The organism is Klebsiella sp. CB_Kp196 (genome assembly GCF_040061575.1).
GTDB classification, from domain to species: domain Bacteria; phylum Pseudomonadota; class Gammaproteobacteria; order Enterobacterales; family Enterobacteriaceae; genus Klebsiella; species Klebsiella michiganensis.
Genome location: NZ_JBEAFH010000038.1, coordinates 36717 through 55991 on the forward strand (window position 1 = coordinate 36717; position 19275 = coordinate 55991).

At 57.2% G+C, this 19275-nt stretch carries 16 protein-coding genes and 1 pseudogene; 10 read left to right on the forward strand and 7 right to left on the reverse strand.

Going from position 1 to position 19275, the window contains the following annotated elements:
• Positions 1-63: 63 nt before the first annotated feature.
• Positions 64-1061, forward strand: a pseudogene (tehA, locus tag ABLU87_RS11240) (dicarboxylate transporter/tellurite-resistance protein TehA).
• A gap of 2 nt (positions 1062-1063) precedes the next feature.
• The gene (gene tehB / locus ABLU87_RS11245; protein WP_014229216.1) at positions 1064-1660 is read left to right on the forward strand and encodes a tellurite resistance methyltransferase TehB; all 597 of its coding nucleotides are present in this window, start codon (positions 1064-1066) and stop codon (positions 1658-1660) included.
• Here the strand turns inward: tehB and pepT are convergent.
• Positions 1657-2886, reverse strand: a complete 1230-nt coding sequence (gene pepT, locus ABLU87_RS11250; RefSeq protein ID WP_032749237.1) for a peptidase T — start codon at positions 2884-2886, stop codon at positions 1657-1659. The genes tehB and pepT overlap by 4 nt on opposite strands.
• Positions 2887-2999: 113 nt before the next feature.
• Here pepT and ABLU87_RS11255 point away from each other — a divergent pair, with 113 nt between their 5' ends.
• Both ABLU87_RS11255 and ABLU87_RS11260 read left to right on the forward strand, forming a co-directional pair.
• Complete coding sequence (locus ABLU87_RS11255) at positions 3000-4592, forward strand: ABC transporter substrate-binding protein (protein WP_064375244.1); 1593 nt, start codon at positions 3000-3002, stop codon at positions 4590-4592.
• Positions 4593-4731: 139 nt separating this feature from the next.
• A complete protein-coding gene (locus ABLU87_RS11260) occupies positions 4732-5400 on the forward strand; it encodes a DUF3313 domain-containing protein (protein ID WP_014229219.1) in 669 nt (222 codons plus the stop codon).
• Between the two features lie 75 nt (positions 5401-5475).
• Here the strand turns inward: ABLU87_RS11260 and ABLU87_RS11265 are convergent, their stop codons facing one another.
• Positions 5476-6393: an EamA family transporter gene (locus ABLU87_RS11265; protein ID WP_014838374.1), complete on the reverse strand. Its 918-nt coding sequence runs from the start codon at positions 6391-6393 to the stop codon at positions 5476-5478.
• A gap of 182 nt (positions 6394-6575) precedes the next feature.
• Between ABLU87_RS11265 and ABLU87_RS11270 the strand changes: the two genes are divergently transcribed.
• The gene (locus tag ABLU87_RS11270) at positions 6576-7442 is read left to right on the forward strand and encodes an AraC family transcriptional regulator (RefSeq protein ID WP_014229221.1); all 867 of its coding nucleotides are present in this window, start codon (positions 6576-6578) and stop codon (positions 7440-7442) included.
• Here the strand turns inward: ABLU87_RS11270 and ABLU87_RS11275 are convergent.
• Positions 7422-8588, reverse strand: a complete 1167-nt coding sequence (locus ABLU87_RS11275) for a benzoate/H(+) symporter BenE family transporter (RefSeq protein ID WP_122117803.1) — start codon at positions 8586-8588, stop codon at positions 7422-7424. The genes ABLU87_RS11270 and ABLU87_RS11275 overlap by 21 nt on opposite strands.
• Positions 8589-8767: 179 nt before the next feature.
• Here ABLU87_RS11275 and ABLU87_RS11280 point away from each other — a divergent pair, with 179 nt between their 5' ends.
• Positions 8768-9298: an XRE family transcriptional regulator gene (locus ABLU87_RS11280; protein WP_014229223.1), complete on the forward strand. Its 531-nt coding sequence runs from the start codon at positions 8768-8770 to the stop codon at positions 9296-9298.
• Between the two features lie 248 nt (positions 9299-9546).
• A complete protein-coding gene (locus tag ABLU87_RS11285) occupies positions 9547-11511 on the forward strand; it encodes a U32 family peptidase (RefSeq protein WP_032693487.1) in 1965 nt (654 codons plus the stop codon).
• A gap of 11 nt (positions 11512-11522) precedes the next feature.
• Here the strand turns inward: ABLU87_RS11285 and ABLU87_RS11290 are convergent, their stop codons facing one another.
• The 4 genes from ABLU87_RS11290 to ABLU87_RS11305 form a co-directional block, all read right to left on the reverse strand.
• Positions 11523-11756 (reverse strand): DUF2554 family protein, encoded by a 234-nt coding sequence (locus ABLU87_RS11290; protein ID WP_004850586.1) that lies wholly within the window; start codon positions 11754-11756, stop codon positions 11523-11525.
• 169 nt (positions 11757-11925) lie between these two features.
• Positions 11926-12051 (reverse strand): DUF2474 domain-containing protein, encoded by a 126-nt coding sequence (locus ABLU87_RS11295; protein WP_004850587.1) that lies wholly within the window; start codon positions 12049-12051, stop codon positions 11926-11928.
• Positions 12051-13061 carry a cytochrome d ubiquinol oxidase subunit II gene (gene cydB / locus ABLU87_RS11300; RefSeq protein WP_004850589.1) on the reverse strand — a complete coding sequence of 337 codons (1011 nt, stop codon included), beginning with the start codon at positions 13059-13061 and terminating at the stop codon, positions 12051-12053. The genes ABLU87_RS11295 and cydB overlap by 1 nt, the downstream gene beginning before the upstream one ends.
• Entirely contained in the window at positions 13061-14458 is a 1398-nt protein-coding gene (locus tag ABLU87_RS11305; protein WP_014229228.1) for a cytochrome ubiquinol oxidase subunit I, read from the reverse strand. Before ABLU87_RS11305 ends, cydB begins: the two co-directional genes overlap by 1 nt.
• Positions 14459-15242: 784 nt before the next feature.
• On the opposite strand from ABLU87_RS11305, the gene ABLU87_RS11310 reads away from it, so the two are divergent.
• The 3 genes from ABLU87_RS11310 (at position 15243) to ABLU87_RS11320 (ending at position 19274) form a co-directional block, all read left to right on the forward strand.
• The gene (locus ABLU87_RS11310; RefSeq protein ID WP_004850592.1) at positions 15243-16655 is read left to right on the forward strand and encodes a PLP-dependent aminotransferase family protein; all 1413 of its coding nucleotides are present in this window, start codon (positions 15243-15245) and stop codon (positions 16653-16655) included.
• Positions 16656-17098: 443 nt separating this feature from the next.
• On the forward strand, positions 17099-18244 hold the full coding sequence (gene ydcS / locus ABLU87_RS11315; protein ID WP_049079816.1) for a putative ABC transporter substrate-binding protein YdcS: 1146 nt from the start codon (positions 17099-17101) through the stop codon (positions 18242-18244).
• Positions 18245-18263: 19 nt separating this feature from the next.
• Entirely contained in the window at positions 18264-19274 is a 1011-nt protein-coding gene (locus tag ABLU87_RS11320; RefSeq protein ID WP_122117601.1) for an ABC transporter ATP-binding protein, read from the forward strand.
• Position 19275: the final 1 nt, after the last annotated feature.

Consider the following 19275-nt stretch of genomic DNA (forward strand, 5'->3'; position numbering starts at 1 on the left):
CGTAGCGCGTTTTTGAAGGTTCCTTTAGAATGCAACTTAAGATAAATTGAAAATTTAAACAAAATGAATAAAAAGCTGGGCACAAGCCGGGTGCTGAATCTCCCGGCGGGCTATTTTGGTATGGTTCTGGGCATTATCGGCATGGGCTTCGCCTGGCGCTACGCCAGCACCATCTGGCCGGTGAGCCGGATCGTCGGCGACGGTCTGGTGGTCACGGCGACGGTCATCTGGGCGCTGCTGGCGCTGGCGTTTATCAGCCGGGCGGTCCGTTTCCCGCACAGCGTACTGCAGGAGATGCGCCATCCGGTGGCCAGCAGTTTTGTCAGCCTGTTTCCGGCGACGACCATGCTGGTGGCCATCGGCTTTGTTCCCTGGCTGCGGCCGCTCTCGCTGGTGTTATTCGCGATTGGCGTAGTGCTGCAGCTAAGCTATGCGGCCTGGCAGAGCGCCGGGCTATGGCGGGGGAAACATCCCAATGAGGCGACCACCCCGGGCCTCTATCTGCCGACGGTGGCGAATAACTTTATCAGCGCCATGGCCTGCGGCGCGCTGGGCTTTACCGACGCCGGACTGGTGTTTCTGGGCGCCGGCTTATTCTCCTGGTTAGTCTTGAACCGGTGATTCTGCAGCGCCTGCGCAGCGACGGCGAACTGCCGATGGCCATGCGCACCGCCCTCGGCATTCAGCTGGCGCCGGCGCTGGTGGCGTGCAGCGCCTGGCTGAGCGTGAACGGCGGCGAGGCGGATACCTTCGCTAAGCTGCTGTTCGGCTATGGTCTGCTGCAGCTGCTGTTTATGCTGCGCCTGATGCCGTGGTACCTGCGCCAGCCGTTTAACGCCTCGTTCTGGAGCTTCTCGTTCGGCATCTCCGCGCTGGCGACCACCGGCCTGCATCTCGGTCATCAGCATCCGGACGGCTTTTTCCATACCCTCGCGCTCCCGCTGTTTCTCTTCACCAATCTGATCGTCGGGCTGCTGCTGATTCGTACCTTCCTGCTGCTGATGCGCGGTAAACTGCTGATTCGCGTTGAGCGCGACACATTATTAAAAAATAAGGATTAACCATGACGCTTCGTGACGAAAATTACTTCACCGATAAATACGGGATGACCCGCACCCACTCCGAGGTGCTGCACGCCGCCACCCTGATCGCGCCGGGCAAGGCGCTGGATCTGGGCTGCGGCAACGGGCGCAATAGCCTCTACCTCGCGGCCAACGGGTTTGATGTCACCGCGTGGGATAAAAATCCGGCCAGCATCGGAAATCTTGAGCGCATTCGTCAGGCGGAAGGGCTGGAGAATCTGCGGACGGCGATTAAGGACCTTAACGCCCTCAGCTTTGACGGCGAGTATGACTTTATTCTTTCGACCGTGGTGATGATGTTCCTCGACGCGAAGACCATCCCGGGTCTGATTGCTAACATGCAGCGCTGCACCAGACCCGGCGGCTACAATCTGATTGTTGCGGCTATGGATACCGACGATTATCCGTGCAGCGTCGGCTTCCCGTTCGCGTTTAAACCGGGAGAGCTGCGCAATAATTATGAAGGCTGGACGTTGCTCAAATATAACGAAGACGTCGGTGAACTCCACCGCACCGACGCCAGCGGGAACCGGATTAAGCTGCGTTTCGCCACGATGCTGGCGCGCAAACCGGCTTAACGCGCCGCTAAAAGGCAGAGCTGTAACGCGGTCTGATAAGAGGCCTCAAAGGCGCGCAGCGGCAGAAACTCAAATTTCGAGTGGAAGTTGTGCGCGCCGGTAAAGAAGTTGGGCGTTAATACGCCTTTTGCCGACAGGGCCGCGCCGTCGGTGCCGCCGCGCATCGGCGTCGGTTTCGGCGTAATGCCTAAGCTTTCCATCGCTTCGAACATCAGATCAACGGCGCGGCGGTCTTCGCCGATGGCATTGCTGATGTTGCTATAGGTATCGCTGATGTGAAATTCCACCTTTCCGGTCGGATACTGCGCGGCGATTTTCTGCGCCACCTCGCTAATTTGCTGCTTACGGCGATGAAAACTTTCGAGGTCGAAATCGCGAATGCTGGCCTGCAGCAGGGTGCTGTTCTGATCGCCCTGGATACCGTTGAACCAAACGTAGCCCTCGCGTCCGGCGGTATGCTCCGGCGTTTGCTGGCGATCGAAATGGCTCATGTAATCCGTGGCCATCAGCAGCGGGTTCACCAGCACGCCCTTTGACGACATGGGGTGAGCGGTCACGCCGGTAAAGCGAATCTCCGCCGCGGCGGCGTTAAAGTTCTCATAGACGATTTCGCCGAGCTCGCAGCAGTCGATGGTCCAGGCAAAATCGACGGCAAAGCGCGCGAGATCCAGCGCCTTCGCGCCGCGCAGGCCCACTTCTTCATCCGGCACAAACGCGACCACGATGTCGCCGTGGCGGTGTTCCGCCGTCAGGTTTTCCAGCACCGTCATCACCACCGTAACGGCGGACTTGTTATCCGCCCCGAGCACGCTGGTGCCGTCGCTGAAAATAATCTCTTCATTGGGATAAGCGAGGATTTCCGGATGTTCCGCAACGCGCAGCCAGATATCTTTATCCCTGTTCAAACAGAGATCTTCACCAGTAAAACGCAGAATTTGTGGATGAATATCCGGCGACAAACCGACGTCAACGGTATCGATGTGGGTAATAAAGCCAATCCGCGGCGCGCCTGCGACGTTGCCCTTTTTCACCGCCGTGACGGTGGCGCGCTCGTCAATCACAATCTCATCCAGCCCCAGCTGGCGTAGCTCATCCGCAAGGGCCTGCGCCATCGCGTGTTGCCCGGCGGTGGTAGGCAGCGTCGTGGCTCGCGGGTCGCTTTGGCTGGTTATCGCCAGATAGCGAAAGAAGCGTTGGGTTAATTGACTGGCCAGGGCTGATGACATAGTGATTCCTTCTTTATTCGAGTTTTCAGGTGTTTGCAATCAGGCTTTAGTGTTATGTATGGAAGGGAAAACAACAAGCTATTCATTAGCTGACAAATGAAAAAGGAAAACCTATGCAACGCAGATTCACGACGCTTGCTCTGGCGTTAGCGGCCCTGACGGCCAGCTCGGCCATTAGCGCAAAAACGCTGGTCTACTGCTCAGAAGGATCGCCGGAAAACTTTAACCCGCAACTCTACACCTCCGGGACCAGCGTGGACGCCAGCGCGGTGCCGGTCTATAACCGACTGGTCGATTTCAAAGCCGGTACCACAGAACTGGTGCCGAGCCTCGCCGAAAGCTGGGAAGTCAGCGAAGATGGGAAAGTTTATACTTTTCATTTACGCAAAGGCGTTAAATTCCAGAGTAATAAATATTTTAAACCCAGCCGCGATTTTAATGCCGACGACGTTATTTTTTCGTTTATGCGGCAAAAAGATCCTCACCATCCTTATCATAATATCTCCAGCGGCAATTACTCCAATTTTGAAAGCCTGGAATTTGGCCAGTTAATTACCGCGATTGATAAGCCTGATGAATATACGGTGCGTTTCACGCTGGCCCATCCCGAAGCGCCCTTTGTGGCCGATCTTGCCTGGTATTTCGCTTCTATTTTATCGGCGGAATATGCCGATACGATGCTAAAAGCCGGCACGCCAGAGCGCGTGGATATGGACCCGATTGGTACCGGACCTTTCAAACTCGCGCAATATCAAAAAGATTCCCGAATTCTTTTCACCGCGTTCCCGGAATACTGGCAGGGGAAGGCGCATATCGATCGTCTCATTTTTAGTATCACGCCGGACGCCTCGGTGCGCTACGCCAAGCTGGAGAAAAACGAGTGTCAGGTGATGCCGTTCCCCAATCCGGCCGACCTGCCGCGAATGAAAGAGAACAACGCGATCAACCTGATGAGCAAAGCGGGCCTTAACACCGGTTTCCTGGCGTTTAACACCCAAAAAGCGCCGCTGGACAACGTTAAGGTGCGTCAGGCCCTGGCGATGGCGATCAATAAACCGGCGATCATTGAAGCGGTGTTCCACGGTACCGGTACGGCGGCGAAAAACCTGCTGCCGCCGGGCGTATGGAGCGCGGATAGCCAGCTGAAGGATTATGACTACGACCCGCAGAAAGCCAAAGCGCTGCTGGCGGAATCGGGCGTTGCGGGGCCAATTACCATCGATCTGTGGGCGATGCCGGTGCAGCGACCCTATAACCCGAACGCCAAACGCATGGCCGAAATGATCCAGGCCGACTGGGCGAAAATTGGCGTGCAAACGAAAATCACAACCTATGAGTGGGGTGAATACTTAAAGCGGGTGAAGGATGGCGAACATCAGGCGGCGCTGATGGGCTGGACGACCGCGACCGGCGACCCGGATAACTTCTTTGGCCCACTCTTTACCTGCCAGTCGGCGAACGGCGGGTCAAACTCGGCAAAATGGTGCTATCAGCCGTTTGATAAAATTATCGCCGAGGCAAAATCGATAACCGATCGCCAAAAACGCGAAGCGCTCTATCGCCAGGCGCAGCAGATGATGCATGACCAGATGCCGGCAGTCATGATTGCCCACTCGACAATATTTGAACCGGTGCGTAAAAACGTGTCAGGCTACGAAATAGACCCCTTTGGCAAGCATATTTTTTATCAGGTTGATATCAGATAAACAGCCAATCACGGCCCGCCGGTAACGGCGGGTTTATTTTTTCCAGCTACTTGACGTAGCACCGCTTTTGCCACAAAACTTACCCCTGTTATTTGCTATAACTCTTGCCGATAAATGGTATTCACAGGGATTAACCTATATGCGTACTCCGTTATTTTTTAAAGTCGCCGCGCTTGCTGGCCTGTTAGCATTGGCCGGCTGCTCATCCAAAATCGCTAAGCCGGAACAATATTCGGGATTTTTAAAAGATTACTCTAACTTAAAAGAAACCACCTCGGCGTCCGGCAAACCGGAACTGCGCTGGATTTCGCCGGATTACAATCCGAGCAACTATGACAATATCGTCTATAACCCGATCACCTATTACCCGGTACCAAAACCCACCACCCAGGTGGGCGAGAAGGCGCTCAGGGATATCCTGAATTACACCAATAAAGAGATGAAACAGGCTATTTCCGAGCGTAAACCGCTGGCAACCACCCCGGGCAAGCGCAGCCTGATCTTCCGCGGCGCCATCACCGGCGTGGATTCCAGCAAAGAAGGGCTGCAGTTCTACGAAGTGATTCCGGTGGCGATGATTATCGCCGGTACGCAGGCGGCAACGGGCCACCGTACCATGGACACCAACCTGTTTTTTGAAGGGGAGCTGATTGATGCGGCGACCAAAAAGCCGGTTATCAAAGTGGTCCGTAAGGGCGAAGGTAAAAACCTGTCCAACGAAAATACGCCGCTCACCGTCGAGACCCTGAAGCAGGTCATTGATGATATGGCGATTGACGCGGTGAAATTCGACCCCAATAACCGTTAATCAGGCGTATCCGTGAATAAAGGCGCTAGTGGTTGATAGCGCCTTTTTCATTTCTCCTCGACGGCAGCGCGAGCGTCAGCAGCGATCCGAGCGAACCCAGGCCAGCCTGCGCCGCAGCAGCCACTGCTCCGGGCGAGCGAACATCACCAGATTTCCGACCAGGATCAGCGCCAGTCCGGCCACGGCGCTACTGTGCCAGACGTAACCTTCATAAAAAGTCGAAATGGTCAGCGCGACGAGTGGAAACAGCAGGGTGCTGTATGCCGCTTTACCCGCGCCGATTCGCCCCACCAGCGTAAAATAGGCGCCAAAAGCAATCACCGAGCCAAACACGGCGAGATACAGTAGCGCGCCCATATAGCTGAGGGTCCACTGCGGCGCGAAATTATCACCGCGAACCAGCGCGATCGCGCCCATGACCAGGGTGCCGTAAAGCATGGCCCAGCTGTTGGTGGTCAACGTCTCCAGACCGCGGCGCTGGTGGCGGATGCTGAGCATATTGCCGAGCGAAAACCCATAGGTGCCCAATGCGCTGAGGGCAATACCCAGCAGGAGCGAGGCGTTCAGGCCGCTGGCCCATAAATCATCCCAGAATAGCGTCACGATCCCCGCCAGCCCCAGCGCGGCGGCCAGCCAGAATCGGCCCGGAGGCTGCTGGCGATAGAAGAGAAAGCTATTGATGGCGTTAAACAACACCGCCATGGAGAAGATCACCGACTCCAGCCCGGTATTGATATACGCGGCGGCGGTATAGAAACACCAGAAATTAAAGCAGAAAACGCAGCAGCCCTGTAGCAGGCAAAAGAGATGGTCGCGCGCGGCCAGCGGGCGCAGGCGGCGGGTAACCAGCAGAATGGTCAACATCGCGACGCTGGCGACGGCGAAGCGCCAGAAAATAGACACCGGCGCGGCAACCGGCCCCTGCTGCAAAAAGATAGCAATCCAGGTGGTGCCCCAGATAACCACGACCAACCCGTAGAGTAATGCGTTCAAAATGTCTCTCCTGTGAGTGTTGTACCGGTCATTGTGCGGCCCGGGCGAATTCGGCGCTGTCATCAGCTTGTCGCCGACTTGCAAATTCTTGCGCTTATTTTTCATTAGCGGCGGGGGAATGCTGGTATCTGCCGGCGACTCTTCTTAGACTAGCGATCTGCGGAATCTGAACTGTGAAGGCTATGGCTTACGGGACTTTCGAAACATTGCGTCAAAAAAATGCCGTGCTGCGGGGGACGGTGAACCTCAACTCCGGTATTCAGCTGGCGGCGTGGTATAACAATCTTGATACCATCACGGTACAAAGTGACCACCATACCCTGAGCCTCTATATTGCCGATGGCTACGAAAGCTACCAAAAAACGCCCCACGGCTGGAAAAACGGCGGCGGGCCGGATCGTTTTTGCCTGATGCCGAAAGGCGATGAGAGCACCTGGGATATCCGCGGCGATCTCTCTTTTGTGCATCTTTACTGCACCGATGAGCACCTGCGCCGGGTAGGCGAGCAGATTTGGGACCGCAGCCCGGCCTCGTTCACGCTGCAGGAGAAAACGTTTTCCAGCGATGACAAAATCACCGCCGTCTACCGCCAGTTTCTCCTCGACAACGACTGGCAGCAGCAGGCGAATCAGCTAACGTTGAGTTCGGCCAGCACGCTGCTGCTCACTCACCTGATTCAGCACTATTCGAACGTTCAGTGGCGTTTACCGACGGTGACCGGCGGGCTGGCGCCGCACGTCTTGCGCAATCTGCTGGCATGGATTGAGGAGAACCTCGACCAGCCGCTCACTCTTGCCGATCTGGCGCAGGAAGCGGCGTTAAGCGAATACCATTTTGCGCGGATGTTTCGCCAGTCGATGAAGATGGCGCCGCATCAGTACGTTATGCAGCGCCGGATGGTTAAAGCGCAGGCGCTGATTAGCCAGAGTCGGCTGCCGTTAACCGATATCGCCATGGCCTGCGGTTTTAGCAGCGCCAGCCACTTCAGCAACCGGGTGAAAAGCGCCACTGGCCTGACGCCCTCGCAGCTACGCGCGGCGCAGCGTTGACAGCAAAACGTAGCTGACGCCGCCGAGAACCAGCCCCCAAAACGCTGAGCCGATACCGGCCAGCGTCACGCCGCTGGCGGTGACCAGAAACGTTACTACCGCCGCATCGCGCTCACTCTCATGATTCAATGCCTGAAACAGGCTGCCGCCGATGGTACCGAGCAGCGCCAGCCCGGCAAGCATCTGGACCCACGCTATCGGCAGCGCCGACATCAACGAGGTGATTGAGCCGCCAAATATCCCCGCCAGCAGATAAAACACGCCCGCCGCCGCCGCCGCGAGCCAGCGTTTTTGCGGGTCCGGATGGGCTTCCGGGCTCTGGCAAATCGCGGCCGTAATGGCGGCGATGCAGATCGAGTAGACCCCGAAAGGCGACAGCAGCAGCGCCAGGCCGCCGGTGGCGACAATAAGGGTTGAAGCGGGGACCCGATAGCCTGAGGCCTGGAGGGTGGCGAAGCCGGGGGCGTTTTGCGACGCCATGGTGACGAGGAAAAACGGTATACCGACGCTGATCAACAGCGCCGGCGTGAATTCAGGGGCGATCCAGGAAGGGGCGACAATGCTGAAGTTTATTTGTGACGTTGTCACTTCTCCGCTCAATCCGGCCACCGCGCTTCCTGTCAGCAGGGCGGCGACAACCGCGAAGCGGGGAAGCCAGGCTTTGCACAGTAACCATACGGCTAACATACTGCCGCATAACAGCAGATTAGCCTGCAGGCTGGCGAAAGCCTGCATGCCAAAGCGCAGCAATATGCCGGCCAGCATCGCCGCCGCCAGTGAATGGGGAATAATCTTCATGAGCCGGGCAAATATGCCGGTGATGCCGCAAAGCACGATTAAGGCGTTGGCAAAAATAAAGACGCCAACCGCCTGGGAGAGCGTGACCCCCTGCAGACCGCTGACCAGCAGCGCCGCGCCGGGCGTTGACCAGGCCGTCAGGATGGGCACCTTTCGCCAGACGGTGAGGGCCAGGGTGCTGATGCCCATTCCCAGACCTAAGGCGGTCATCCAGCCGGCGATTTGCGCAGCATCGGCGCCTGCCGCCGCCGCTGCCTGCCAGATAATGGCGGCAGAGCTGGCATAGCCGACCAGCACGGCGACGAAGCCGGCGAGCAGACTCGGAAAAGGGAGAGTGAAAGAGCGCATGGGTGTGCCTTGTGCGTTATAACGGTCGATATAATGTAGCATTGTGCGTTATAGCGCACAACTGGCTTTTCGCCAACGCCAGACCCGGATAGCGGAGCCGGGGCGAGCGCTATACGTCAATTCCCTGTAGAATCAGGTGAATGTGCGTATAATTCCTTCAGATATTATTGGGAGGTTGAATGGATATTGCGCAACACCTGTCGGCTACGTTAAAAACGCTGCGCCAGCAGCGCGGCTGGAGCCTGTCGCGCCTGGCGGAAGAGACCGGCGTGTCGAAGGCCATGCTGGGCCAGATTGAACGCAACGAATCCAGCCCGACGGTAGCGACGTTATGGAAAATCGCCACCGGGCTTAACGTGCCGTTTTCCGCCTTTATCGTTGCCGATGAGGCCGGTGAACCGACGGCATTTGATCCCCAGCAGCAGGCCATGGTGGTCACGCCGCTATTCCCTTGGGACCCGGTGCTGCGCTTCGATCACTTCTCCATCACCCTGGCCCCGGGCGCGCTGAGTGAGTCAACGCCGCATGAGCAAGGGGTTATCGAACATGTGGTGGTGATTAGCGGCGTGCTGGATCTTTGCCTGCAGGACAGCTGGCAATCGCTGCAGCCAGGGGAAGGGCGGCGTTTCGCCGGCGATTTAGCACACGCCTATCGCAATAGCGGTGGGCAGACTGCCCATTTTCATTCGCTGATCCACTACCCGAAATAAAAAAGCCGCGAGTAAACTCGCGGCCAGGCAAATGACTGAGACAACAAATCACAACGTGACGAGGAAAATCCGGAATACGTGATGACTCTATCCTTAGGCACTTTTTCTGGGAAATATCTTTTCCTTCAATGCTTTGCTAAAAACTGAAAATTCCTTCCGCGGCGGCGATGGAAAATGTTTTGGTCTGCGCCAGGTTCTGACTACAATAGCCGCCATTTCGACCCCCTATAATGGATAACGACGAGCGTATGCGCCTGCAAAACCATCATCTTGAACTACTGAGTCCTGCCCGCGATGCCGGGATCGCCCGTGAAGCGATTTTACACGGCGCGGATGCGGTCTACATCGGCGGGCCGGGCTTTGGCGCGCGCCACAACGCCAGCAACAGCCTGAGCGATATCGCCGGTCTGGTACCGTTTGCCCATCGCTACGGCGCGAAAGTGTTCGTGACCCTGAACACCATTCTTCATGATGATGAGCTGGAGCCGGCGCAGCGCCTGATAACCGACCTGTATGAAACCGGCGTCGACGCGCTGATTGTCCAGGATATGGGGGTCATGGAGCTGGATATTCCGCCGATTGAGCTGCACGCCAGCACCCAGTGCGATATCCGCAGCGTTGAGAAAGCGAAATTTCTCTCCGACGTCGGCTTCAGCCAAATCGTGCTCGCCCGCGAGCTGAATCTTCAGCAGATCAAAGCGATTTACGATAACACCGACGCGACCATTGAGTTCTTCATCCACGGCGCGCTGTGCGTGGCCTATTCCGGCCAGTGCAATATTTCCCATGCTCAGACCGGGCGCAGCGCCAACCGCGGCGACTGCTCGCAGGCCTGCCGTCTGCCCTATACCCTGAAAGATGACCAGGGCCGCGTGGTGGCGTATGAAAAGCACCTGCTGTCGATGAAAGACAACGATCAGACCGCCAATCTGGCCGCGCTGATCGATGCCGGGGTACGTTCCTTCAAGATTGAAGGCCGCTACAAAGATATGAGCTATGTGAAGAACATCACCGCGCACTATCGCCAGATGCTCGACGCCATTATTGACGATCGCGGCGACCTGGCCCGCGCCTCGGCGGGGCGTACCGAACACTTCTTTGTTCCGTCAACGGATAAGACCTTCCATCGCGGCAGCACCGACTATTTTGTCAACGCGCGCAAAGGCGATATTGGCGCGTTTGACTCGCCGAAGTTTATTGGTCTGCCGGTGGGGGAAGTCCTGAAAGTCGGTAAAGATTTTCTCGACGTTGAGGTGAGCGAAACGCTGACCAACGGCGACGGCCTGAACGTGATGATCAAACGTGAAATCGTCGGCTTTCGCGCCAACACGGTGGAGAAAACCGGCGAAAACCGCTATCGCGTATGGCCGAACGAGATGCCCGCGGATTTACACAAAGTGCGTCCGCATCAGCCGTTAAACCGCAACCTCGATCATAACTGGCAGCAGGCGCTGCTGAAAACCTCCAGCGAGCGCCGCATCGCCGTCGATATCGAACTGAGCGGCTGGCAGGAGCAGCTGGTCCTGACGATGACCAGCGAAGAGGGCGTGAGCGTCACCCACACGCTGGACGGAGAGTTTGCCGAGGCGACCCAGGCGGAGAAAGCGCTGGCGAACCTGCGCGATGGCGTGGCGAAGCTCGGCCAGACCCTTTACTATTCGCGCAACGTTGAGATTAACCTGCCCGGCGCGCTGTTCGTGCCAAACAGTCTGCTGAACCAGCTGCGCCGTGAAACGGCGGAAATGCTTGATGATGCGCGTCTGAAGGCCGTGGTGCGCGGCAGCCGCAAGCCGGTTTCGGTGCCGCCGCCGGTCTATCCGGAAACGCATCTGTCGTTTCTGGCTAACGTCTACAACCACAAAGCGCGCGAGTTTTATCAACGTTACGGCGTCCAGCTGATCGATGCCGCCTATGAAGCTCATGAAGAGAAGGGCGACGTGCCGGTCATGATTACCAAGCACTGCCTGCGCTTTGCCTTCAACCTGTGTCCGAAACAGGCCAAAGGTTCGATTAAAAGCTGGAAAGCGACGCCAATGCAGCTGATCCACGGCGATGAAGTGCTGACGCTGAAGTTTGACTGCCGCCCATGCGAAATGCACGTGGTCGGCAAGATAAAAAACCATATCCTGAAAATGCCGCTGCCGGGCAGCATCGTGGCGTCAGTGAGTCCCGATGAGCTGATGAAAACCCTGCCGAAACGCAAGGGCGCCTGATAACGAAATCGCTACTGGTAGTGATGCATTTTTGGTTTCCGCGCATTCTGCCAGTGGTGCTGCTCGCGCAGGTCGGAGGCGGCGTCTTCCGCCTGGCTGCGCAGCTCGTCGCTATCGGCTTCGTGCTGTAACTGCTGTTCGAGACTCTGTACCGGGAAGAAATCGTGTCCGTGCTGGCGGGCCAGCACGTGCCCGGAAAACAGGGCGCACGCCAGCAGTAATGTTGAAACGCTTCTTCTGAACATCTCTTTTTCCATGCTATCGGCGAATGAGGCTACTATGCCAGGGGCTGGGTGAGCTTATTACGTCGGTTGTCAAAGAAGAGAAAAGGCTTTGTCAGCATCGCCTGACGGATGGCGAAAAAAAGCCCGATGGTGTCGCCATCGGGCCGAATAACATAACGTGACGGGCGGATCAGGCCTTCAGCCCGGCGGCCGTCATCAGCAGCCGAAATCCCATGCTTACCGCCGCCAGCGCCAGCACGCTGCCTCCCCACAGGACCACCATCCATAATGTGCGCTTAAGCCATACTCGTTGCATCAGTGATACCCCTCGCCGTGTTGAACTTTGCCGCGAAAAACGTAGTAGCTCCAGAAGGTGTAGCCGAGGATCACCGGCAGAATAAGCAGCGCGCCAACCAGCATAAAGCCCTGGCTTTGCGGCGGCGCGGCGGCCTGCCAGAGGGTGATGCCCGGTGGAATAATATACGGCCAGATACTGATTCCCAGCCCGCTAAAGCCGAGAAAGATCAGCCCCAGCGTGAGGACAAACGGCAGCAGGTGGCTGGCGCTGTTGCGCAGCGCTCGCCACAGCCAGGCGCTTATCGCCGCGACCAGCAGCGGTACCGGCAGCAGGAAGAAGAGATTTGGCAAGCTAAACCAGCGCTCGGCGATGGCCGTCTGCGCCAGCGGGGTCCAGATGCTGATGGCGACAATTACCGCCAGCAGCGCCAGCAGCAAACCGCGCGCGGTCACGCGCATATTGCGGTGGAGCGCATTCTCGCTCTTCATCACCAGCCAGCTGGCGCCCAGTAGCGCATACGCAATGCACAGTCCCAGGCCGCAGAACAGGGTAAACGGCGTAAACCAGTCAAACATCCCGCCGCTGAAGCTGCGGCCGCTGACCGCGAAGCCGTTGATCACCGCGCCGACGACCATCCCCTGGGTGAAAGTGGCCAGAATCGAACCGCCCATAAAGGCGCGATCCCAGAACGGGCGGTGCGATGGCGTCGCGTTAAAGCGGAATTCAAAAGCGACGCCGCGGAAAATAAGCCCGATCAGCATCAGGGTAAGGGGGATCGCCAGCGCGTCGATAATTACCGCATAGGCCAGCGGAAAAGCGCCAAACAGGCCCGCGCCGCCGAGCACCAGCCAGGTCTCGTTGCCATCCCAGACCGGCGCGACGCTGTTCACCATGACGTCGCGATCCGCCGCGTCCCGCGTGGTACTGAATAAAATGCCAATGCCCAGGTCGAAGCCGTCCATCACGATATACATCAGGGTGGCGAAGACGATGATGACAAACCAAATAACCGATAAATCGATACCCATTACCAGGACTCCTTCTGCTGTACATGGTCCGTTGCGGCGGAAAGCGGGCGGGCAGGCGTACCGGCGCCAGGCGGCTGAGCGTCCTGCGGCCCTTTGCGAATCAGACGCAGCATATAGCTATAACCGACGCCGAATACCGAAGCGTAGACGACGATAAACGTCAGCAGACTGATGGACATATGCAGGTCGCCGTGAGCGGAGACGGCATCTGCGGTACGCTGTACGCCGTAGACGACCCACGGCTGGCGGCCCACCTCGGTGGTCACCCAGCCCGCGAGGATAGCGATAAGCCCCGATGGCCCCATCCATAGCGCAAAGCGTAAAAAGGGTCGGGAGTGATAGAGGCGACCGCGATAGCGCAGCCACAGGGCCAGCGCGCCGAGCAGGATCATCAGCATGCCGAGGCCGGCCATCAGACGGAAGGACCAGAACACGATGGTGGCGTTAGGGCGATCTTCCGCCGCGAACTCTTTCAGCGCGGGAACCTGTTTATCCAGGCTGTGGGTGAGGATCAGGCTGCCGAGGGCCGGGATTTCCAGACCATAGCGCGTCCGTTCCTGCTGCATATCCGGCCAGCCGAACAGCAGCAGCGGGGTGGGTTCTCCGGGGATATTCTCCCAGTGACCCTCGATAGCGGCGATTTTCGCCGGCTGGTGCTTGAGCGTATTCAGCCCGTGCATATCGCCAATCATGGCCTGAACCGGGGCGACAATCAGCGTCATCCACAGCGCCATGGAGAACATCGCGCGAACGGCGGGCGTGTTGTTGCCGCGCAGCAGGTGCCAGGCTGCCGATGCGCCGACGAACAGCGCGCTGCTGAGAAAGGCCGCCACCGACATATGCAGCAGACGGTAGGGAAACGACGGGTTAAAGATAACCGCGAACCAGTCCACCGGCACCACCTGGCCATTGACGATCTCAAACCCCTGCGGCGTTTGCATCCAGCTATTGGACGCGAGGATCCAGAAGGTGGAGATTATCGTCCCCAGCGCCACCATGCAGGTGGCGAAGAAGTGCAGGCCCGGCCCGACGCGGTTCCAGCCGAACAGCATGACGCCGAGGAATCCGGCTTCAAGGAAGAAGGCGGTCAGAACTTCGTAGGTCAGCAGCGGGCCGGTTATGCTCCCGGCAAACTCGGAGAATCCGCTCCAGTTGGTACCAAACTGGTAGGCCATGACCAGACCTGAGACCACTCCCATGCCGAAGTTGACGGCGAAGATTTTCGACCAGAAGTGGTAGAGCGAGCGCCAGGTCGGGTTTTTCGTTTTTAACCATAAGCCTTCGAGAACCGCCAGGTAGCTGGCTAACCCGATGGTGATGGCGGGGAAGATGATATGAAATGACACGGTGAAGGCGAACTGGATCCGCGCCAGGTGGAATGCATCAAGACCGAACATGCAGAACTCCGCAATAAAATTGATTCAGCGCAATTCTAGGCCTCCGCTATGGCGGATAGCAGGAACAGAAACCCTGTTTTTATCTATAACAGTTATGGATTTGAGTTTCGGTTATCTTGTGATAAATCCTTTTTTCTAAAATCAAGCTATTTCACACCCGCGGATAGTATGTTATTTTAATTAGACGTTAGCGCTGCAAGTCAGCATTTAAACGTTCCTTTGGGTAAGCAATATTTATATATCTATTATAAATATAGATGTGCTGAATAATTCATAAATTGTGTATCAATCCTACAATAAAATAATTGATTGTTTTTACTGCACGCACGTATGCCTTCATTAACGCTGGTTTCGTATGCTGTGGGTTTTAATCTGGGATTTTAACTCAGCCTGATTTGAGCGCTGAGTTAAGGATATGTTTAATACATACCCGTAATTTTATGGGTTGTTATTGGATAGTGTATTTATTGATTATATTTTACAGAGGATGTGATTGTGTCGACTAATGGACTTCGTAGCTTATGTACTGTTTTGTTAATTATGACTTTTTTCTGGATACTGGTTGTTAGTGGGATGGTTATGCTATTTTAAATAATAGCTTATCGTTTAATCACCTGAGTTTATTCTGCATCAGGTGGATATATGAGCAATAAACGAATGGCTTAGCTGTAAGTAATTCGTGCTATCGCCAATGCCAATCTTTGTAAATAGGTCAGTATATAAATACTGGCCTATTTTATAAACTGATATACAATTGTGCTGACATTTTCTTGCGGATTGTTATATGAAAAAGTACCAGCAGCTGGCGCAGCAGATTACCGAACAGATTGGCCTTGGGGTGTGGTTACCCGGCGACCGGCTGCCCTCACTGCGGGAACAGGTGGTCAGCAGCGGGATGAGTTTCATGACCGTCAGCCACGCCTACCAGCTGCTGGAAAGCCAGGGCCGGATCATTGCCCGCCCGCAGTCCGGCTATTATGTCGCGCCGCAGCCGATCAAACAGCGTCAGCCTGAGCCGCCCGCCCAGGTGACGCGCGATGAGTCCGTTGATATCAATACCTACATCTTCGAGGTGCTGCAGGCCAGCCGTCAGGCGTCCATGCTGCCCTTTGCCTCCGCTTTTCCCGATCCGCGCCTGTTTCCGCTGCCGCAGCTTAACCGCTCTCTGGCGCAGGTCAGCAAAACCGCCACCGCCATGAGCGTGATTGAAAACCTGCCGCCGGGGAATGATGAACTCCGCCATGCCATTGCCCGCCGCTACGCACTGCAGGGAATGAATATCTCGCCGGATGAAATCGTCATCACCGCCGGAGCGCTGGAGGCGTTGAACCTTAGCCTGCAGGCCGTTACTGAACCGGGCGATTGGGTCGTTGTGGAAAACCCCTGCTTCTACGGGGCGCTGCAGGCGCTGGAGAGGCTGCGCCTGAAGGCGCTGTCGGTGGCGACCGATGTCAAAGAGGGCATTGACCTCGACGCGCTGGAGCAGGCGTTGCAGAATTACCCGGTTAAAGCCTGCTGGCTGATGACCAACGGGCAAAATCCGCTCGGCTTTACCCTCAGCGCGGAGAAAAAAACGCAGCTGGTCGCGCTGCTGGCGCGCTACAAGGTGATGCTGATTGAAGATGATGTCTACAGCGAGCTCTATTTCGGCCGCGAGAAACCGCTGCCGGCAAAGTACTGGGATCGCGACGATATGACGCTGCACTGCAGCTCTTTTTCCAAGTGCCTGGTGCCCGGGTTCCGCATTGGTTGGGTGGCGGCGGGCAGGCACGCCCGACGCATTCAGCAGCTACAGCTGATGAGCACGCTCTCAACCAGTTCACCCATGCAGCTGGCGCTGGTGGATTACCTCTCGACCAAGCGCTATGACGCCCATTTGCGGCGTTTGCGCCGCCAGCTTGCCGAGCGCAAGCAGCTGGCCTGGCAGGCGCTGCTGCGCCATCTGCCCGCTGAGGTGAAAATCCATCATAGCGACAGCGGCTATTTTCTCTGGCTTGAGCTCCCCGCCGGGAGCGACGCGGGGGAGCTGAGCGCCCGCGCGCTGGCGTATAATATCAGCATTGCGCCGGGGAAAATGTTTTCCACCTCCGCCAGCTGGACCGCATTTTTTCGCTTTAATACCGCGTGGGGCTGGGGCGAAAGAGAGGAGCAGGGGGTTAAGCGGCTGGGCGAACTGATTCGCGAGATGCTGGCGTAGCTGGGATGGCGGTCCGCTTGCCCGGGCAGGGGAAGTTTATTGGCGCCCGGGCAAGCGCAGAATATCCCTGACCGGTCCGGCCGCCACCCGGCAAAAAACCGCGGCGGCAGAGAAAACGGTTTTTTCATTTATCCGGGGTTTTGTTTATATCCAGCGGTTATCACTTTCCTTAAAAATATGCCGCTGACGCAGGCTGAATATCATGCCCGTTATTATTGTTTCGCGGTAAACCATATGAAATTTGCATAGTCATATTAACTCGCTAACCGCTTGTCTATAATCCGCAAAGTCAGCCCGTGTCGCACGTTTTGTGCGTAATGCGCCCCTTGTCACAACCTGAATAAATTTCCCCGGGAGGCCATAGCGCGCCGTCTACTGTTATTAAGGGAGATATTTTTACGGCATGGCTGCCGCTCATTTTCTTGTGACAGGAGTAAGACCCGATGAGCAAAAAAATTGCCCGTGGCAGCCTTTGCGTGCTGGGTATGGTTTGCCTGACGGCGCAGGCCGCCGAGCCGCCGACATCTCTCGATAAAGGCGAAGGCCGTCTCGATATTATCGCCTGGCCGGGATATATCGAACGGGGACAGACCGATAAAAGCTACGACTGGGTAACCCAGTTTGAAAAAGAATCCGGCTGTCAGGTCAACGTCAAAACCGCCGCCACGTCCGACGAGATGGTCAGCCTGATGGCGAAAGGCGGTTATGACCTGGTCACCGCGTCCGGCGATGCCTCGCTGCGCCTGATTATGGGCAAGCGCGTGCAGCCGATTGACACCGCGCTGATCGCTAACTGGAAGTCCCTCGACCCGCGCGTGGAAAAAGGCGCGTGGTTCAACGTCAACGGTAAGGTTTACGGCACTCCCTACCAGTGGGGGCCGAACCTGCTAATGTACAACACGAAAACCTTCCCGACGCCGCCGGACAGCTGGAGCGTGGTGTTCGTCAAACAAAACCTGCCGGATGGTAAAACCAACCTGGGCCGCGTGCAGGCCTATGACGGGCCGATTTATATTGCCGATGCCGCGCTGTTCGTCAAAGCCACCCAGCCGCAGCTGGGCATCAGTGATCCCTATCAGCTTACCGAAGCGCAATATCAGGCGGTACTCAAGGTGCTGCGCGATCAGCACGCCCTGATTCATCGCTACTGGCACGATACCACCGTACAGATGAGCGATTTTAAAAACGAAGGCGTCGTGGCCTCCAGCGCCTGGCCCTATCAGGCCAACGGTCTGAAGGCGGAAGGTCAGCCGATTGCGACCGTTTTCCCGAAAGAGGGCGTCACCGGCTGGGCGGATACCACCATGCTGCATAGCGACGCGAAACACCCGGTCTGCGCCTATAAATGGATGAACTGGTCGCTGACGCCGAAAGTGCAGGGGGATGTCGCGGCCTGGTTTGGTTCGCTACCGGTGGTACCCGAGGGGTGCAAAGCCAGCGCGCTGCTGGGGGACAAAGGCTGCGAGACCAATGGTTACAACGAATTTGCCAAAATCGCGTTCTGGAAAACGCCGGTAGCGGAAGGCGGGAAATTTGTTCCCTATAGCCGCTGGACCCAGGATTACATTGCGATTATGGGCGGTCGTTAAGTCGCCGGAGGCGAAGAACATGCACGCGGTAGAGTTCGATAATGTTTCGCGGCTGTACGGCGACGTGCGGGCGGTGGACGGCGTCAGCATCGCCATTCGCGATGGCGAATTTTTCTCCATGCTGGGGCCCTCCGGCTCCGGCAAAACCACCTGCCTGCGCCTGATTGCCGGGTTTGAACAGCTTTCGGGCGGCGCCATTCGCATTTTTGGTAAAGCGGCCAGCGAACTGCCGCCGTGGCAGCGCGACGTGAATACGGTGTTCCAGGATTACGCGCTGTTTCCTCATATGTCGGTCCTCGATAATGTCGCCTACGGGCTGATGGTCAAAGGCGTCGGTAAGAAAGCGCGGCATGCCCGCGCGCTGGAGGCGCTGGAGAAGGTCGCGCTCGCGTTTGTCCACGCGCGCAGGCCATCGCAGCTTTCCGGCGGCCAGCGCCAGCGGGTGGCGATCGCCCGCGCGCTGGTGAATCAGCCGCGCGTCCTGCTGCTGGATGAGCCGCTCGGGGCGCTGGATTTAAAACTGCGTGAACAGATGCAGCTGGAGCTAAAGAAACTGCAGCAGGCGCTGGGCATTACCTTTATTTTTGTGACCCACGATCAGGGCGAAGCCCTGTCGATGTCCGATCGCGTGGCGGTGTTTAATAATGGGCGAATCGAACAGGTTGATGCGCCCCAGGACCTCTATTTGCGGCCTAAAACGGCGTTTGTGGCCGGCTTTGTCGGCACCGCCAACGTATTCACCAGCGAGCAGGCGCACAAGCTGTGCGCGATGGCGGGAACGTGGTCGCTGCGCCCGGAACATATCCGGCTGAACGTTGCCGGGGAGATCCAGACGGAGGGCGTTGTGCAGGCGGTGCAGTATCAGGGGGCCGCGACCCGCGTCGAACTCAAGCTGGCGAATGGCGAGAAGCTGTTGGTGAGCCAGGCGAATAGTGATGGTCATGCCGCGCTAAACGCGCCGCCGGTAGGGCAAACGGTGATGGCTTCGTGGTCGCGAGCGGCGATGGTGCCGCTGGAGAGCGGAGGCTGAT

Bases quoted from the DNA above. Each gene is read 5' to 3' on its own strand.
- tehB (WP_014229216.1), top strand. From the start codon at position 1,064: ATGACGCTTCGTGACGAAAATTACTTCACCGATAAATACGGGATGACC.
- pepT (WP_032749237.1), bottom strand. From the start codon at position 2,886: ATGTCATCAGCCCTGGCCAGTCAATTAACCCAACGCTTCTTTCGCTAT.
- ABLU87_RS11255 (WP_064375244.1), top strand. From the start codon at position 3,000: ATGCAACGCAGATTCACGACGCTTGCTCTGGCGTTAGCGGCCCTGACG.
- ABLU87_RS11260 (WP_014229219.1), top strand. From the start codon at position 4,732: ATGCGTACTCCGTTATTTTTTAAAGTCGCCGCGCTTGCTGGCCTGTTA.
- ABLU87_RS11270 (WP_014229221.1), top strand. From the start codon at position 6,576: ATGGCTTACGGGACTTTCGAAACATTGCGTCAAAAAAATGCCGTGCTG.
- ABLU87_RS11275 (WP_122117803.1), bottom strand. From the start codon at position 8,588: ATGCGCTCTTTCACTCTCCCTTTTCCGAGTCTGCTCGCCGGCTTCGTC.
- ABLU87_RS11280 (WP_014229223.1), top strand. From the start codon at position 8,768: ATGGATATTGCGCAACACCTGTCGGCTACGTTAAAAACGCTGCGCCAG.
- ABLU87_RS11285 (WP_032693487.1), top strand. From the start codon at position 9,547: ATGCGCCTGCAAAACCATCATCTTGAACTACTGAGTCCTGCCCGCGAT.
- ABLU87_RS11290 (WP_004850586.1), bottom strand. From the start codon at position 11,756: ATGTTCAGAAGAAGCGTTTCAACATTACTGCTGGCGTGCGCCCTGTTT.
- ABLU87_RS11295 (WP_004850587.1), bottom strand. From the start codon at position 12,051: ATGCAACGAGTATGGCTTAAGCGCACATTATGGATGGTGGTCCTGTGG.
- cydB (WP_004850589.1), bottom strand. From the start codon at position 13,061: ATGGGTATCGATTTATCGGTTATTTGGTTTGTCATCATCGTCTTCGCC.
- ABLU87_RS11305 (WP_014229228.1), bottom strand. From the start codon at position 14,458: ATGTTCGGTCTTGATGCATTCCACCTGGCGCGGATCCAGTTCGCCTTC.
- ABLU87_RS11310 (WP_004850592.1), top strand. From the start codon at position 15,243: ATGAAAAAGTACCAGCAGCTGGCGCAGCAGATTACCGAACAGATTGGC.
- ydcS (WP_049079816.1), top strand. From the start codon at position 17,099: ATGAGCAAAAAAATTGCCCGTGGCAGCCTTTGCGTGCTGGGTATGGTT.
- ABLU87_RS11320 (WP_122117601.1), top strand. From the start codon at position 18,264: ATGCACGCGGTAGAGTTCGATAATGTTTCGCGGCTGTACGGCGACGTG.